Below are 16768 nucleotides of genomic sequence, written 5' to 3'. Positions count from 1 at the left end.
CACAGATGACTGAGCGTCAGAAGGACCGGCCGTGGCTCATGCGCACGTACGCCGGTCACTCCACCGCCGAGGCGTCCAACGAGCTGTACCGGCGCAACCTCGCCAAGGGCCAGACGGGTCTGTCGGTGGCGTTCGACCTGCCGACCCAGACCGGCTACGACTCCGACCACGTCCTCGCCCGCGGCGAGGTCGGCCGGGTCGGCGTGCCGATCGCGCACGTCGGTGACATGCGCCGGCTGTTCCAGGACATCCCCCTGGAGCAGATGAACACCTCGATGACCATCAACGCCACGGCCATGTGGCTGCTGGCGCTCTACCAGGTCGTCGCCGAGGAGCAGGGCGCGGACATCACCAAGCTCCAGGGCACGACCCAGAACGACATCGTCAAGGAGTACCTGTCCCGCGGCACGCACGTCTTCCCGCCGGGACCCTCGCTCCGCCTGACGACGGACATGATCGCGTACACGGTCTCCCACATGCCGAAGTGGAACCCGATCAACATCTGCAGCTACCACCTGCAGGAGGCGGGCGCCACACCGGTCCAGGAGATCGCGTACGCGATGTCCACCGCGATCGCCGTCCTGGACGCCGTGCGCGACTCCGGCCAGGTGCCGCAGGAGCGCATGGGCGATGTCGTGGCCCGCATCTCCTTCTTCGTCAACGCGGGCGTCCGCTTCGTCGAGGAGATGTGCAAGATGCGGGCGTTCGGCCGCATCTGGGACCGCATCACCCGTGAGCGGTACGGCATCGAGAACCCCAAGCAGCGCCGCTTCCGCTACGGCGTCCAGGTCAACTCCCTGGGTCTGACGGAGGCGCAGCCGGAGAACAACGTCCAGCGCATCGTGCTGGAGATGCTGGCCGTGACCCTCTCCAAGGACGCCCGCGCGCGTGCCGTGCAGCTGCCCGCCTGGAACGAGGCGCTGGGCCTGCCCCGCCCCTGGGACCAGCAGTGGTCGCTGCGCATCCAGCAGGTGCTGGCGTACGAGAGCGATCTGCTCGAGTACGAGGACATCTTCGAGGGCTCGAAGGTGATCGAGGCGAAGGTGGAGGAGCTGGCCGAGGCCGCGCTCGCGGAGATCGACCGCATCCAGGAGATGGGCGGCGCGATGGCCGCCGTCGAGTCCGGCTACCTCAAGTCGCAGCTGGTCGCCTCGCACGCCGAGCGCCGGGGCCGGATCGAGTCCGGCCAGGAGAAGATCATCGGTGTCAACGCCTTCGAGGGCACCGAGCCGAACCCGCTGACCGCCGATCTGGACACCGCGATCCAGACGGTGGACCCGGCGGTCGAGGCCCGGGTCATCGCCGCGCTGCAGCAGTGGCGCGACAGCCGCTACCAGCCGCCCTTCAACCACCCGCGGCCCTGCAAGGCGCTGGAGCGGCTGAAGGAGGCCGCGCGCGGCAACGAGAACCTCATGGAGGCCACCCTGGAGTGCGCGCGCGCCGGGGCGACGACCGGCGAGTGGGCCGGGGCCCTGCGCGAGGTGTTCGGCGAGTTCCGGGCGCCCACGGGCGTCTCCTCGGCGCCGGTGGCCGTCCCCGTCGAGGAGGGCAGCACGCTGGCCCTGGTCCGCCGCAAGGTGGACCTCACGGCCAAGGACCTGGGCGTGGGCAAGCTGCGCTTCCTGGTCGGCAAGCCGGGCCTGGACGGGCACTCCAACGGCGCCGAGCAGATCGCCGTGCGCGCGCGTGACGCCGGCTTCGAGGTGGTCTACCAGGGCATCCGGCTGACGCCCGAACAGATCGTGGACGCGGCCCTCGCCGAGGACGTGCACGCGGTGGGCCTGTCCATCCTGTCCGGCTCGCACGCCCAGCTGGTGCCGGACGTGCTCGAACGGCTGCGTGTGGCCGGTGCCACAGATATACCGGTGATCGCCGGTGGCATCATCCCCAACGGTGATGCCGAGCAGCTCAGGGCAGCCGGAGTGGCCGCGGTCTTCACCCCGAAGGACTTCGACATCACCGGAATCATCGGCCGCATCGTCGACGAGATCCGGAAAGCGAACAAGCTCGACCCCCTGGAGGTCCCCGCATGACCACGGTCAACCGCCTTCGCCCCCGGCGTTCCTGCCTGGCGGTACCGGGCTCGAACCCGCGCTTCCTGGAGAAGGCCCAGGGCCTCCCGGCGGACCAGGTCTTCCTCGACCTGGAGGACGCGTGCGCCCCGCTCGCCAAGCCCGAGGCGCGGCACACCATCGTCAAGTTCCTCAACGAGGGCGACTGGACGGGCAAGACGCGGGTCGTGCGCGTCAACGACTGGACGACCGAGTGGACGTACCGCGATGTCGTCACGGTCGTCGAGGGCGCCGGCCAGAACCTCGACTGCATCATGCTGCCGAAGGTCCAGACGGCCCAGCAGGTCGTCGCCCTGGACCTGCTGCTGACGCAGATCGAGAAGACGATGGGCTTCGAGGTCGGCAAGATCGGCATCGAGGCGCAGATCGAGAACGCACAGGGCCTCAACAACGTCAACGAGATCGCGCAGGCCTCCCCGCGCGTGGAGACGATCATCTTCGGCCCGGCCGACTTCATGGCGTCGATCAACATGAAGTCGCTGGTCGTGGGCGAGCAGCCGCCCGGCTACCCGGCGGACGCCTACCACTACATCCTGATGAAGATCCTGATGGCCGCCCGCGCCAACAATCTCCAGGCGATCGACGGCCCCTACCTCCAGATCCGCAACATCGACGGCTACCGCGAGGTCGCCCAGCGCGCCGCCGCGCTCGGCTTCGACGGCAAGTGGGTGCTGCACCCGGGTCAGGTCGAGGCGTCCAACGAGATCTTCTCGCCGTCCCAGGAGGACTACGACCACGCCGAGCTGATCCTGGACGCGTACGACTACTACACGTCCGAGGCGGGCGGCAAGAAGGGCTCCGCGATGCTCGGCGACGAGATGATCGACGAGGCCAGCCGCAAGATGGCGCTCGTCATCTCCGGCAAGGGGCGCGCCGCCGGCATGCAGCGCACCAGCAAGTTCGAGATCCCGGAGGCCTGAGCGCGATGCAGTTCGGACGGACCTACGAGGAGTTCGAGGTCGGCGCGACGTACAAGCACTGGCCGGGAAAGACGGTCACGGAGTACGACGACCACCTGTTCTGTCTCCTCACGATGAACCACCACCCGCTCCACATGGACACGAACTATGCGGAGAAGACGACGGACTTCGGCAAGAACGTCGTCGTGGGCAACTACATCTACTCGCTGCTGCTCGGCATGTCCGTGCCGGACATCTCCGGCAAGGCGATCGCCAACCTGGAGATCGAGTCGCTGAAGCACGTGGCGCCGACCTTCCACGGCGACACGGTCTACGGCCAGACGACCGTGCTCGACAAGTGGCCGTCGAAGTCGAAGAACGACCGCGGCATCGTCTACGTCGAGACCAAGGGCTACAAGCAGGACGGCACGCTGGTCTGCGTGTTCCGCCGCAAGGTGATGGTGCCGACCGAGACGTACATCAAGGAGCGCGGCGGCGAGCAGCCCGGCCGCCCCGAGCTCAGGGAGCAGGAGAAGTAGCCATGGCGCGACTCGCCCAGACCGCCGGTCTGACGGACGTCCAGCAGGAGATCCTGTCCACCGTCCGGGACTTCGTGGACAAGGAGATCATTCCGGTCGCGACCGAGCTGGAGCACCGCGACGAGTACCCGCAGCAGATCGTCGACGGGCTGAAGGAGTTGGGCCTGTTCGGCCTGATGATCCCGGAGGAGTACGGGGGTCTGGGCGAGTCGCTCCTGACCTACGCGCTGTGCGTGGAGGAGATCGCCCGCGGGTGGATGTCGGTGTCCGGCATCATCAACACCCACTTCATCGTGGCGTACATGCTCAAGCAGCACGGCACGCAGGAGCAGAAGGACCACTTCCTGCCGAGGATGGCGGCCGGCGACATCCGGGGCGCGTTCTCGATGTCGGAGCCGGGCCTCGGCTCGGACGTCTCGGCGATCACGTCGAAGGCGGAGAAGGACGGCGAGGAGTACGTCCTGAACGGCCAGAAGATGTGGCTGACGAACGGTGGAACGTCGTCCCTGGTGGCCGTTCTGGTCAGAAGTGACGAAGGTCACCCCGAGGGTACGGCGCCCCACAAGTCGATGACGACCTTCCTGATCGAGAAGGAGCCCGGGTTCGGCGAGGTGCGCCCCGGCCTCACCATCCCGGGCAAGATCGACAAGATGGGCTACAAGGGGGTCGACACCACCGAGCTCATCATGGATGGCCTGCGGATTCCCGCGGACCGGGTGCTCGGCGGGGTCACCGGCCGCGGTTTCTACCAGATGATGGACGGGGTCGAGGTCGGCCGCGTCAACGTGGCGGCGCGTGGCTGCGGCGTCGCTCAGCGTGCGTTCGAACTGGGCGTCCGGTACGCGCAGCAGCGACACACCTTCGGGAAGCCGATCGCCCAGCACCAGGCGATCCAGTTCAAGCTGGCCGAGATGGCTACCAAGGTCGAGGCCGCGCATGCGATGATGGTGAACGCAGCACGCAAAAAGGACTCCGGGGAGCGAAACGACCTCGAGGCCGGGATGGCGAAGTACCTCGCCTCCGAGTACTGCAAGGAGGTCGTCGAAGACGCCTTCCGGATCCACGGCGGCTACGGCTTCTCCAAGGAGTACGAGATCGAGCGCCTCTACCGTGAGGCTCCGATGCTGCTCATCGGTGAAGGTACCGCCGAGATCCAGAAAATGATCATCGGCAGGCGGCTGCTCGAAGAGTATCGATTCCAGGGCTAGATGTCCGGATACGGGGTGTTTTCTTGGAGAAGAAGATCACACCCCGTCAGCACTCTTCTGCCGCCGACTCGGCTGCCTGGCTTACCCAGTTACGGCCCCGAGCCGCTACGATCGCCGGAAAGCCGCCGTCCCCCGTCAGAGTGCGGCATCATCCGCTACGAAGGTCATCCATGCCCCACAGCCAAACCTCTGCACCTCGCGACAGCCGGGCCGGCGTACGCCTCGCGCGCGGAGCATCGCCGTGGCTCCTTCCGACCGTCGCCACAGCAGCCCTCAGCCTGGCGCGGGCCCGGCGCTCCGGCGCCGCCAAGGCCGTCGCCGTTCCCGCCACCGCGCTCGCGGCGGGGATGCTGTGGTTCTTCCGCGACCCCGAGCGTGAGATCACCCAGGGCCGGGTCATCTCGCCCGCCGACGGTGTGGTGCAGAGCATCATGCCGTGGAAGGACGGCCGCACCCGCGTCGCGATCTTCATGAGCCCGCTCAACGTCCACGTCAACCGCGCGCCGCTGGCCGGCACGGTGACGTCGGTGGAGCACATCCCCGGTGGCTTCGTTCCCGCCTTCAACAAGGAGAGCGAGAACAACGAGCGTGTCGTCTGGCACTTCGACACCGAGCTCGGCGACATCGAGATGATCCAGATCGCCGGTGCGGTCGCCCGCCGCATCGTTCCCTACGTGCCCAAGGGCACCAAGGTCGAGCAGGGCGAGCGGATCGGCCTGATCCGCTTCGGCTCGCGCGTCGACCTCTATCTGCCCGAGGGCGTGGAGGTCGCGGTCGAGGTGGGACAGAAGACCGAGGCTGGGGTGACTCGCATTGACCGTGATTGATCCTGACACCAAGGCCGGCTGGGTCCCGGAGGCCGACGAGGTCGACGAAGAAGAGGAGATGCCCCTCTCTCTTCGCCTGTCGATAGCGGACACCCTGACGCTCGGCAACGCCACGTGCGGCTTCATGGCGGTGTACTTCACCACCACCGGCATCCTGATCCCGCACCTCACGGGCAGCCAGGAGACCGGCATGGCCCGCCACAGTGCGGCCACGGCGGTCATCCTCATGCTCTGCGCGGCGGTCTTCGACCTCTTCGACGGGCTGGTGGCGCGCAAGCTGCGCTCCTCCCCCATGGGCGCCGAGCTGGACAACCTGTCCGACCTGATCAGCTTCGGGCTGGCGCCGGCGTACTTCGTCCTCGTGTACGGCATGGTCGCGAACGACGCACACCAGCGGGTGGCGGCGGTCGGGGCGATCGTCGTACTGCTGGCGGTGGTGCTCCGGCTTGCGCGGTTCTCGTGCGTCACGGTCAAGGACGGCACGTTCCAGGGCATGCCGTCGCCGTTCGGCGCACTCACGGTCGTCTCCATCGTGCTGCTCGAGCTGCCGTTCGAGGCGACACTGCTGGCGGTCGTCGGTACCGCGTGGCTGATGGTGAGCCGGGTCGAGTATCCGAAGCCGCGGGGCATCCTCGCGGTGGCGATGCTCGGCTGGATCGTGTCGGCCATGGGCATGCTGGCGGCGTGGGCGTTCGACGCGCCGGGCGGTCAGGTGCTGCTGCAGATGGGCTGCGCGCTGCAGATCGTGATGGCGGCGACGATCCCGCTGTTCGCCACGGCGCGCCGGGTGAACACCTTCCGCGACAACCGGCGCGAGGCACGGGCGGCGCAGCTGCCGTAGCGCTGCAACGGCTTGGGCCCCGGACCGGTTTTCGGTTCGGGGCCCTTTGCTCGTGGGGGGGGGCCGTCGACACGGTCGGGCGGGAAGCGCTGCCTCAGGTCAGGAAATCCGTGGCGATGCGTTCCGCCACCCGTTCCAGGATCGGGCCCGCCTCCGCGATGCACTTCGCCACGTCCGGCTCCGCGTCCGTCAGGGGGTAGGCCCGGCGGATCCCTGCCCGGCCCAGGGCCTCCGGGGGCAGGGCGAGGCGGCCGCAGACCGCCACGACCTCCTTGTCGGCCGCACGGGCCGCCGCGGCGACGCCCGCCGGGGCCTTGCCGTGGAGGGTCTGCTCGTCGAGGGAGCCCTCGCCGGTGATGACCAGGACGGCACGGTCGAGGGCGGGGGCGAAGCCCAGGACGTCGAGCATCACCTCGATGCCGGGACGGAACCGGGCGCCCAGCAGCAGGGCGCCGTAGCCGATGCCGCCCGCCGCGCCCGCACCCGGCGAAGCCGCGTACTCGGCCGCCTTAGGGCCGGCCGTTCCCTCCAGCACCTTCGCGAAGTGCGCGAGGGCGCTGTCCAGGGCCTCCACGTCGTCCGGCGAGGCGCCCTTCTGCGGGCCGTAGACCGCGGGCGCGCCCTTCGGGCCGGTCAGGGGGTTGTCGACGTCACTCGCGAGGACCAGCTCGACCTCGCCGAGGCGCGGGTCGAGTCCCGACAGGTCGGCGGTGGCCAGCTCGGCGAGTCCGCCGCCGCCCGGGGGGACCGGCTCCCCGTCGGCGTCCAGGAACCGGGCGCCCAGCGCGGACAGCATCCCGGCGCCGCCGTCGGTGGTGGCGCTGCCGCCGACCCCGAAGACGATCGTGCGGGCGCCCGCGTCCAGGGCGGCCCGCAGCAGCTCGCCGGAGCCGTACGTGGACGCCGTGAGCGGGGCGAAGACCCCGGCGGGCAGCCGCTGCAGCCCGCTCGCCTCGGCCATCTCCACGACCGCGGTGCCCTCGCGCAGCGCGAACGCCGCCGTCACCTCGTCGCCGAGGGGGCCGGCGACGCGTACCTCCCGGCGGTCGAACCCGGCCGCGACCGCCGCGGCCACGGTGCCGTCGCCGCCGTCGGCCACGGGCAGCGCCTCGACCTCGAGGTCCGGCAGGACGCGGCGCAGCCCGGCCGTGACCCGCTCGGCGACCTCCACGGCCGTCAGCGACCCCTTGAACTTGTCCGCGGCGACGAGCACCCGCTGTGCCTTCCGGGTATCGCTCACTGCAGCGTCCGCCACTTGCACTCCCCTTGCTCTCCGGGCCCTCACGCACGTCAAGGCCAGTCGCGCCGCTGTGACCTTAACCGGAGGACGCCCCCGCCGTCAGCCTCTGCCCACCCCCTGGACCGACGCCCCCAGGGGCGCGGGGAAACAGCGCGAACCACCACGACGCGCCCGCGGCCGCGGATGCGGGTAGACCGTAACCATGTCCCTTGCGCACACCGAGACAGACCTGGCCGGCCGCATCCTCGGCGGCTGGACGGGCCGCATCGCCGGAAACATGCTCGGCAAGCCGGTCGAGCAGGGCGAGCTGTGGACACGCGACCGCATCGACCGCTACCTCAGGCAGGCCGCCGCCCTGCCGCTGACCGACTACCTGCCCGAGCCGGCCGGCGACAACGAGGGGGCCGCGCTGCGCCCCGAGTGGCGTAGTTGCGTCCGCGGCCGCATCCACGGCAGCTGCCGTGACGACGACGTCGACTACGCGATCCTCGGCCTCGATCTGCTGGAGACGCACGGCTTCGGTTTCAGCACCGAGCAGGTCGGCGACCTGTGGCTGCTGCGGCTGCCGTACTTCCAGACGTTCACCGCCGAGCGGGCCGCGTACCGCAACCTCGCCAACGGGCTGAAGCCGCCGCTGACCGCGACGTACGACAACCCGTACCAGGAGTGGATCGGCGCCCTGATCCGCGCCGACATCTTCGGCTGGACCTGCCCGGGCGGGCCGCGCCGGGCCGCTTCCCTGGCCCGTCGGGACGCGGTGCTCTCGCACACCGGCAACGGGGTCTACGGGGCGATGTGGGCGGCGGCGCTGATCGCGGCGTCGTTCACGGCGCCCACCGTGCGGCACGCCGTCGACGAGGCCCTGGCCGTGATCCCGGCGAGCAGCCGCCTCGCCCGCACGGTACGCCGGGTGGTCTCGCTGCACGACACCCGGATGTCCTGGGAGGACACGCTCACCACGGTCGCCGAGGAGACCGCCGGAATGGGCTGGATCCACGTCGTCCCGAACGCGGCCGTGCTCACCGCCGGTCTGCTCTACGGTGACGGCGACTTCACCCGCACCATCACCCTGACCGTCCGCGGGGGCCTGGACACCGACTCCAACGGCGCGACCGCGGGTTCGGTGGCGGGCGTGTTCGGCGGGGCGGAGGCCATCCCCGACCAGTGGAAGCTCCCCTTGGAGGACACGGTCCGCAGCGCCGTGTTCGGCTTCGACGGGGTGCGGATCAGCCAACTGGCGGAGCGGACGCTGCGGCTGGCGGAACCGGCGGCGTGACAGCCGGGGGATGAGGCGGGATCGGGTGGTTACCCTGCACCGATGACTTCCTCTCCTGACTTCGCCGCCTACATCGCGTCCCTGCCCCGCGTCCTGGCCGGCGCCGCCGCATTGTTCCGGGACGGCGAGGGCCGTGTGCTGCTGGTCGAGCCCAGCTACCGGGAGGGCTGGGCGCTGCCCGGCGGCACCGTCGAGTCCGATGACGGCGAGACCCCGCGGCAGGGCGCGCGCCGCGAGACGGCCGAGGAGATCGGTCTCGACCGTGAGCTCGGCCGGCTGCTGACGGTGGACTGGGTGCAGGGCGCGGGCCGTCCGCCCCTGGTGGCGTACCTGTACGACGGTGGGGTGCTGAGCGAGGACGAGTGCAAGGCGATCCACCTCCAGGAGGAGGAGCTGCTGTCCTGGCGGTTGGTGGCGCGCGAAGAACTGACCGAGTACCTGTCGGCCGCCCACTGCGGCCGGGTCCTGGCGGCCCTCGACGTCCTGGCGGACGGGTCGGGCACGGCGGAACTGGAGAACGGCCGGCGGGTGTTCTGACCGGCCGCGTCTGGCCCGTCACTCCTCGGCGTCCCGTCCGATATCCGCTCGCCGCCGTCCGGCGCCCCGGCCTACTCTCGGTGCCATGGCCAAGCCCCTCGTCGCCCTGCTCACCGGTGCCGGTATCAGCACCGACTCCGGGATCCCGGACTACCGCGGGCCGAACGGGCTGTGGCGGCGGGACCCCGAGGCCGAGAAGCTGGTCACGTACGCGTACTACATGGGCGATCCGGAGATCCGGCGCCGGTCCTGGCGGATGCGGCGCGAGAACCGGACGGTGCAGGCGGAGCCCAACGCCGCGCACCGGGCGGTGGCGGAGCTGGAGCGGTCCGGCGTGCCGGTGCGGGTGATCACGCAGAACGTGGACGGGCTGCACCAGCTCGCCGGGATGCCCGACCGCAAGGTGCTCGAACTGCACGGCACGGCACGGAGTTTCGTCTGCACCGGCTGCCACGCCCGCGGCCCGATGACGGACGCGCTCGCCCGGGTCGAGGCCGGTGAGGACGACCCGGCGTGCCGGGAGTGCGGCGGGATCCTGAAGCCGGCGACGGTCATGTTCGGCGAGCGGCTCGACCCCGTCGTCCTCGGCGAGGCGGCCGCCATCAGCAAGGCCTGCCAGGTCTTCGTCGCCGTCGGTTCGAGCCTTCAGGTCCAGCCCGCCGCCGGGCTCGCCGGTGTCGCCGCCGACCACGGCGCGCGCCTGATCATCGTCAACGCCGAGCCGACCCCGTACGACGACCGGGCCGACGAGATCGTCCGTGACCCGATCGGCACGGCCCTGCCGAAGCTGTTGCGCGGCCTCAAAGACACCCCCTAGAACAGCGCGGCTCCGCGTTCGAAGTCCAGCAGGCGCTGCTTGCGCTCCAGCCCGCCCCCGTACCCGGTCAGGCTGCCGTTCGCGCCGATGACGCGGTGGCAGGGGACGATGATGCCGATCGGGTTGCGGCCGTTGGCGAGGCCGACCGCTCGGGAGGCGGCGGGAGCGCCGAGGAGGTCGGCGAGCCGGCCGTATGTGCGGGTCTCGCCGTAGGGGATGCGGCGCAACTGGTCCCAGACGGTGCGCTGGAACGGGGTGCCGGTCAGGCGCAGGGGAACGGTGAACTCCTTGAGGTCGCCCGCGAAGTAGGCCTTCAGCTGCTCCTCCGCCTCGGCGAAGAGGGTGTCGTCGCGGGTGCCGAAGGTCTCCTCCGGCGGGCGGTGACGCTGGTCGGTCATGTAGAGGCCGCACAGGACGCCGTCCTCGGCGACGAGGGTGAGGGGGCCGTACGGGCTGTCGGTCACGGTGTGCTGCTTCATCGAACGTCCCTATACCGGAAGGAAGTTGATCGGGTGGCTGTCGGTCGCCCAGAGGTACTGGACGGCGTAGGCCCGCCAGGGGCGCCAGGCCGCCGCGCGGGTGGTGAGCGCGGCCGGGGTGGACGGCAGGCCCAGTTCCCTCGCGGCGCGGCGGATTCCGAGGTCGGTGGGGAGGAAGGCGTCGGGGTCGCCGAGGGCGCGCATGGCGATGACGTCCACCGTCCAGGGGCCGAAGCCGGGCAGGGCGAGGAGCTGGGCGCGGGTCCTCGGCCAGTCGCTCTCCACGCCGAGGTGGAGGTCGCCGTCGGCGAGGCCGCGGACCAGGGTGGTGAAGGTCGCGCGGCGGGTGCGCGGCATCGCGAGGGTGTCCGGGTCGAGCGCCGCGAGGGCCTCGGGGGCCGGGAAGAGGTGGGTGAGGCCGCCCTCCGGGTCCTCGACCGGTTCGCCGTGCGCCGTGACCAGGCGGGCCGCGTGGGTGCGGGCGGCGGCGGTGGAGACCTGCTGGCCGAGCACGGCGCGGACGGCGAACTCGGCCTCGTCGACCGTGCGCGGCACGCGCCGCCCGGGCGCCTTGTCGACCAGGGGCGCCAGCACCGGGTCGGTGCGGAGCTGGTCGTCGATCGCGACGGGGTCGGCGTCCAGGTCGAGCAGGCGGCGGCAGCGGCTGATGGCGACGGTCAGATCGCGCAGGTCGCTGAGGGTGAGGCGGCAGGCGATGTGGTCGGGGTTGGGGGTGAGGGCCACGATGCCGTGGCCGTACGGGAGGCGCAGGGTGCGCCGGTAGGAGCCGTCGCGCCACTCCTCCACGCCGGGCACGGCCGTCGCGGCGAGGTGGCCGAAGAGGTTGTCGGGGTTGAGCGGGGCGCGGAACGGCAGGCGCAGGGACAGCGCCCCGGGTGTGCTTGTGCCCTGCCGTTTCGGGGCGCGGGCGCGCAGCTCGCTCGGGGACAGGGCGAAGACCTCGCGGACCGTGTCGTTGAAGGTGCGGATCGAGGCGAAGCCCGCGGCGAAGGCGATCTGCGCCATGGGCAGGGCGGTCGTCTCGATGAGCAGCCGGGCGGTCTGGGCGCGCTGGGCGCGGGCGAGCGCGAGCGGGCCCGCGCCCAGTTCGGCGAGCAACTGCCGCTCGACCTGCCGGGTGCTGTAGCCGAGCCGGCCGGCGAGTCCGGGCACACCCTCGCGGTCCACGATCCCGTCGGCGATCAGCCGCATGGCGCGGGCCACGAGGTCGGCGCGCTGGTTCCACTCCGGGGAGCCGGGGCTGGTGTCGGGGCGGCAGCGCTTGCAGGCCCGGAACCCGGCCTGCTGACACGCCGCAGCGCTGGGGTGGAAGACCATGTTCTCCGGCTTGGGCGGCACCACCGGGCAGCTGGGACGGCAGTAGATGCCGGTGGTCAGGACGGCCGTGAAGAACCAGCCGTCGAACCGCGCGTCCTTCGACCGGACGGCGCGCACGCAGCGCTCGGTGTCGGTGTGCATCCCCATCTGCATGGGTCCAGCATCCGGCACCGGGCGGCGCGGGGCTGGCGAGAATCCGACATGGACGTGCCCGCGCGGCACCGCCCCACCGGGACAGATGAAGATTCATTCATGTGTTCGTGCGGGGGCCGGTACGATGACGTCATGGGTCATGGAGCCGTCACCCCCGTGCAGGACGCCGGCGAGCGCGTACGCCTGGACGCGGACAACGTCGCGAAGGTCGCCACCACGCTCCAGGCCCTGTCCACGCCCTCCCGGCTGCTGATCCTGGCGCGGCTGCGCGAAGGCCCGCTGCCGGCCACTGAGTTGGCCGCCGAGGTGGGCATGGAGCAGTCGGCCTGCTCGCACCAGCTGCGGCTGCTGCGCAATCTGGGCCTGGTCGTGGGCGAGCGACAGGGCCGTTCGGTGGTGTACGCGCTGCACGACCACCATGTCGCCGAGCTGCTCGACCAGGCCGTCTATCACGTGGAGCATCTGCGCCTGGGCATCAGCGACGCCGCCGACTGAGGCGGCGCCGCTGTCGCACGAGGGGTTCTCAGCCGGTGGCCGTCGGCCGTCGCGAGGCCTCCATCGCCTCGCTCACCCGCGCCAGCGGTCGCAGCCGGTAGGTGTACGCGTAGTCGCGGCCCGCGAACAGCTTGAACTCGTCGTGGGTGTGCGCTCCCCAGCTGTTGTCGCCGCCCACGCCCATCTGGCGGTGGTTGAGCCGCAGGACCACCGCGTCCCGGGGGGTGAGCTGGTAGTCGTGGCGGGCTCCGACGGACAGGTCCTCGGGGGTGAAGTGCGAGGCGTTGACCTCCAGCAGCGGCTCACCGCAGACCAGCAGTCCGCGCCCCCTGCCGTCGGTCAGCGCGGCCCAGCGGACATCGGTCTTGTTGCCGTTCTCCTGGGGGCGCAGGTAGGAGGTCCACTGCCCGGAGACGGTGCCGGAGTACAGGCCCACGTCGGTGGCGTTGTTGCGGTCCCACATGTTCTCCTCGGGACCCCGGCCGTAGTAGTGCAGCCGGTCCAGGCCCCGCGGCAGGAACAGCAGGGTGCCGACCTCCGGGATGTACGGCAGGTTCGCCGCGCCCGGGTGCAGGGTGTTGTCGACCTTGATCTCCCCGTTGCCGAAGACCGTGTACGTCGTGCTGTACGTGGACTCGGTGCTGGTGGGCAGCGTGCCGGTGATGGTGATCTCGACGGCCCGGTCGTCCAGGGGCCGTACCCGTACGTCGGCCACCTTCCGCTCGGCTCCGGCGTCGCGCCACGTCTGGTTGCGGGTGTGCTGGCCGTTGCCGCGGTCGTTGTCGGTGGGTGCGCGCCAGAAGTTCGGGACGGGGCCTGAGGTGATGAGAGGGGTGCCGCCCGCCTCGTACGAGGTGATGGTGCCGGTGCTCTTGTCGACGGTGACGGCGAAGCCCTTGCCCTTCACGGTGACGGCCGTGTCCCCCTCGGTGTGGCGGAGGGCGGGCACGCCGCGCAGCGGTGCGGGCTTCACAGCGGGGCTGCCCGCGTCGAGGGCGAGCTGCTGCTTGGCCACCTCGAAGCCGGCCTTCGCCCACTTGGTGGCTTCCCTGGTGGTGAAGGAGAGCTGGAGGAAGTACTCCGTGCCGGGCTCGGGCTTCGCCGGAAGCCGTACCGGGACCTTGATGTCCTTGCTGCTCAGCGGGGCGACGTTCAGCTGGTCGCGGGTCAGCCGGCCGCGCTGGACGACCTCGCCGTCGGCGACGAGGGACCAACGGCCGTCCAGCTCACGGAGGTGGGTGAACAGGTACTCGTTGGTGAGGGTGAGGGCGCCGGGGCCGCCCGGGGCCGGGGTGGCGTTGACGGCCTGGTAGATCTGCTTGACCTCGGCGGACTTGCCCGTGAGCGTGCGGTCGGGCAGGACGATGCCGTCCCCGGCGAAGGCGCCGTCGTTGGGGTTGTCGCCCCAGTCGCCGCCGTACGCGTAGAACGTCTTGTCGCGCGGGCGCTTCTCGGTGAAGCCGACGGTGGCCGCGTCGAACCAGAAGCGCACGCCCTCGTCGTCCGGCTTCCGGGTGTCCGAGGCCAGCTCCGCCGCGCTCAGTGCGCGGGCGTACACCCGGGCCCGGCGGATGGTGCCGCTGAACTCCCGGGTGGGGTTGTCGATGTCGGTGGCGAGCGACAGGGACGCGGTGTTGCCGGCGGGGCGGCGGGTGGTGGTCCGGGTGCCGCGCACCTGGCCGTCGACGTACAGGGCGAGTGTGCCCGCGTCCGCGTCGAAGACGCCGGCGATGTGGTGCTCCCTGCCCGTCCAGCCGTCGGGCAGCGCCCAGCTCGCGGTGATCCACTGGCCGCCGCCGTGGATGAAGAACTCCAGGTTCTTGTCGGTCTGCTTGAGGGCGTACTGGGTGTCGCCCTTGGCGATGACGGGCTGATGGCCGCCGGTGACGTCCGGAGTGACCCAGGCCTCCAGTGTCAGGGAGCCGGTGAGGTCGAGGCGGGTGTCGCGGGGGAACACGGTGCCGCCGGAGACACCCTTGGCGCGGTCGAAGGTGCCGGCCGGTGCCATGATCTCGCCGCGCAGCGCGCCCGGACCGGACTCGGTCAGCAGCTTGCGCGTGGGGGTGGGCCAGCGCAGGGCCTGGTCGACGAAGTCCCAGATCCAGCCGCCCTGGAGGACGTCGTAGCGGCGGACGATGTCCCAGTACTTCTTGAAGTTGCCGTTGGAGTTGCCCATGCCGTGGGAGTACTCGATCATCACGTACGGCCGGGTGTCGTTCGTGTCCTTGGCGCGCTGCTCGACCCGCTGCGGGCTGTCGTACATCTCGGAGCGGATGTCGCTGATGCCCGGGCGGTCGTCGCCCTCGTACTGGATGACGCGGGTGGGGTCGTAGGAGCGGATCCAGTCGTGCATGGCGTTGAAGGTGGTGCCGCCGCCCGCCTCGTTGCCGAGGGACCAGATGACCACGCAGGCGTGGTTCTTGTCGCGGTGGACCATGTTCTGGGCGCGGACCACGCAGGCCTCGGTCCACTCGGGGTGACCGCTTCCCGGGAACGTGTCGCGGATGCCGTGGGTCTCCAGGTTGGTCTCGTCGACGAGGTACAGGCCGTACTCGTCGGCGAGTTCCAGCCACAGGGGGCTGTTGGGGTAGTGCGAGGTGCGGACGCTGTTGATGTTGAGCCGCTTGATGATCTCGATGTCCTCGACCATCTGCGCGCGGGTGAGGGCCGAGCCGGTGACGGGGTGCATCTCGTGCCGGTTCGTGCCGCGGAAGGAGACCGGCTTGCCGTTGATGCGCATCAGGCCGTCCTTGAGCGCGAACTCGCGGAAGCCGACCCGGTGCGAGAGGGTCTCGACCACCTTGCCGGCCGGGTCGCGCAGGCGCAGCACGGCGGTGTAGAGGTTCGGGTGCTCGGCCGACCACAGCTTCGGCGCGGGGACGGCTCGGGACGCCTCGACGGTGGCCTCGTCGCCGTCCGGGACGTCGACGGGCTGGTTCAGCGGCCGGGACCAGACGGCGTGGCCGCGCGCGTCGTAGAGCTGGGTCTCGACGGTGTGGCGGCCCGCGCCCCTGCCGCCGTAGTCGCGGACGTGCGCGGTGACCTTGAGCTCGGCGGAGGTGTAGCCGTCGCCGAGCGGGGTGTCCAGCTTGAAGTCGCGCAGGTGCACCTGGGGCGTGGAGTACAGGTGGACCGAGCGGAAGATGCCGCTCAGCCGGATCATGTCCTGGTCCTCCAGCCACTCCGCGTCGGAGTAGCGGTACACCTCGACGGCGATCTGGTTGGTGCCCGGCTTGAGGTGGGGCGTGATGTCGTACTCGGCGGAGGTGTAGGAGTCCTCGTGGTAGCCCACCAGCTCGCCGTTGATCCACACGTAGTGCGCGGACTTGACGCCCTCGAAGTGCAGGAAGGTGCGCCGGCCCTTCCAGTCGCGGGGCACGGTGAAGGTGCGGCGGTACTGGCCGACGGGGTTGTAGCGGGTCGGGGCCGCCGGCGGCTGGGCGTCCTCACCGCGGCCGTTGGGGCCCCACCAGGGGTAGGTGATGTTGACGTAGATCGGGAAGTCGTAGCCGTGCATCTGCCAGGCCGAGGGCACGGGGATGGTGTCCCAGCCGGAGTCGTCGAGGTCGGTGCGGTGGAAGTCGGTGTCCCGGTCGTCGGGGCGGTCCACGTAGGCGAACTTCCAGGTGCCGTCCAGGCTCAGGCGGTACGGCGAGCGCTCGCGGTCGCCCTTCAGGGCCTGTCCGAGGTCCGCGTACGGCATGAGAGTGGTGTGCGGCGGCTGGGTGCCGACCCGGTACACGTTCAGGCCGTCGTTCCACTCCGGCGGGCCGTCCGCCGCCGGGCGCCGGCCGGCCGCGTGCGCCGCGCCGGGCGGCCCGGACAGGGCGAGCGCGCCGAGCACGGCGGCTCCTGACTCCAGCAGCCGGCGGCGGCTGACGACCGGCCGGTCGGCGGGAGAGGGGTGCGGGTGCGGGTGCGGCATGACCGTGGCCTTCCTCGGTTCGACAGGGTGCTGCACGGACTGAGGGCATGTCAGATGCGACCCCCAACTGCCCATCATTGTTGGGAGTTTCTGTTGGTACGCGTGCAACTGACGGTGACGGA

The 16768-nt window shown here is 70.8% G+C and carries 14 protein-coding genes; 10 read left to right on the top strand and 4 right to left on the bottom strand.

The window, feature by feature from the left end; genetic code table 11:
* Positions 1-5: 5 nt before the first annotated feature.
* The 6 genes from ACIRDU_RS07860 (at position 6) to pssA (ending at position 6386) form a co-directional block, all read left to right on the top strand.
* Positions 6-2033 carry a protein meaA gene (locus ACIRDU_RS07860; protein ID WP_403575869.1) on the top strand — a complete coding sequence of 676 codons (2028 nt, stop codon included), beginning with the start codon at positions 6-8 and terminating at the stop codon, positions 2031-2033.
* Positions 2030-2992 carry a CoA ester lyase gene (locus ACIRDU_RS07855; protein ID WP_142157505.1) on the top strand — a complete coding sequence of 321 codons (963 nt, stop codon included), beginning with the start codon at positions 2030-2032 and terminating at the stop codon, positions 2990-2992. Before ACIRDU_RS07860 ends, ACIRDU_RS07855 begins: the two co-directional genes overlap by 4 nt.
* A 5-nt stretch (positions 2993-2997) precedes the next feature.
* Entirely contained in the window at positions 2998-3510 is a 513-nt protein-coding gene (locus ACIRDU_RS07850; RefSeq protein WP_062930087.1) for a MaoC family dehydratase, read from the top strand.
* 2 nt (positions 3511-3512) lie between these two features.
* On the top strand, positions 3513-4718 hold the full coding sequence (locus tag ACIRDU_RS07845) for an acyl-CoA dehydrogenase family protein (protein WP_403575866.1): 1206 nt from the start codon (positions 3513-3515) through the stop codon (positions 4716-4718).
* Positions 4719-4888: 170 nt separating this feature from the next.
* Positions 4889-5545, top strand: coding sequence for a phosphatidylserine decarboxylase (locus ACIRDU_RS07840; RefSeq protein WP_403575864.1), 657 nt, complete (start codon positions 4889-4891; stop codon positions 5543-5545).
* A complete protein-coding gene (gene pssA / locus ACIRDU_RS07835) occupies positions 5532-6386 on the top strand; it encodes a CDP-diacylglycerol--serine O-phosphatidyltransferase (protein WP_403575862.1) in 855 nt (284 codons plus the stop codon). The genes ACIRDU_RS07840 and pssA overlap by 14 nt, the downstream gene beginning before the upstream one ends.
* A gap of 94 nt (positions 6387-6480) precedes the next feature.
* Here pssA and ACIRDU_RS07830 read toward each other — a convergent pair whose 3' ends face one another.
* Positions 6481-7599: a glycerate kinase gene (locus ACIRDU_RS07830; protein ID WP_403577306.1), complete on the bottom strand. Its 1119-nt coding sequence runs from the start codon at positions 7597-7599 to the stop codon at positions 6481-6483.
* 229 nt (positions 7600-7828) lie between these two features.
* Here ACIRDU_RS07830 and ACIRDU_RS07825 point away from each other — a divergent pair, with 229 nt between their 5' ends.
* From ACIRDU_RS07825 to ACIRDU_RS07815, 3 genes are all read left to right on the top strand, one after another.
* Positions 7829-8902, top strand: coding sequence for an ADP-ribosylglycohydrolase family protein (locus tag ACIRDU_RS07825; RefSeq protein ID WP_403575860.1), 1074 nt, complete (start codon positions 7829-7831; stop codon positions 8900-8902).
* Positions 8903-8944: 42 nt separating this feature from the next.
* On the top strand, positions 8945-9439 hold the full coding sequence (locus ACIRDU_RS07820; protein ID WP_403575858.1) for an NUDIX domain-containing protein: 495 nt from the start codon (positions 8945-8947) through the stop codon (positions 9437-9439).
* Between the two features lie 85 nt (positions 9440-9524).
* On the top strand, positions 9525-10256 hold the full coding sequence (locus ACIRDU_RS07815; RefSeq protein WP_403575857.1) for an SIR2 family NAD-dependent protein deacylase: 732 nt from the start codon (positions 9525-9527) through the stop codon (positions 10254-10256).
* Here the strand turns inward: ACIRDU_RS07815 and ACIRDU_RS07810 are convergent.
* Positions 10253-10735, bottom strand: a complete 483-nt coding sequence (locus ACIRDU_RS07810; RefSeq protein ID WP_403575856.1) for a methylated-DNA--[protein]-cysteine S-methyltransferase — start codon at positions 10733-10735, stop codon at positions 10253-10255. The genes ACIRDU_RS07815 and ACIRDU_RS07810 overlap by 4 nt on opposite strands.
* Before the next feature lie 9 nt (positions 10736-10744).
* Positions 10745-12214, bottom strand: coding sequence for an AlkA N-terminal domain-containing protein (locus tag ACIRDU_RS07805; protein ID WP_403577303.1), 1470 nt, complete (start codon positions 12212-12214; stop codon positions 10745-10747).
* 144 nt (positions 12215-12358) lie between these two features.
* Between ACIRDU_RS07805 and ACIRDU_RS07800 the strand changes: the two genes are divergently transcribed.
* Complete coding sequence (locus tag ACIRDU_RS07800; protein ID WP_359629283.1) at positions 12359-12721, top strand: metalloregulator ArsR/SmtB family transcription factor; 363 nt, start codon at positions 12359-12361, stop codon at positions 12719-12721.
* Positions 12722-12749: 28 nt separating this feature from the next.
* Here the strand turns inward: ACIRDU_RS07800 and ACIRDU_RS07795 are convergent, their stop codons facing one another.
* On the bottom strand, positions 12750-16646 hold the full coding sequence (locus ACIRDU_RS07795; RefSeq protein WP_403575855.1) for a glycoside hydrolase family 2 TIM barrel-domain containing protein: 3897 nt from the start codon (positions 16644-16646) through the stop codon (positions 12750-12752).
* Positions 16647-16768 lie beyond the last annotated feature (122 nt).

This window comes from Streptomyces sp. NPDC093598 (genome assembly GCF_044764825.1).
In the GTDB taxonomy this organism is placed as follows: Bacteria; Actinomycetota; Actinomycetes; order Streptomycetales; family Streptomycetaceae; genus Streptomyces.
Note: the sequence above shows the minus strand (reverse complement) of the source record. Positions and strands in the feature narration are given on the sequence as shown.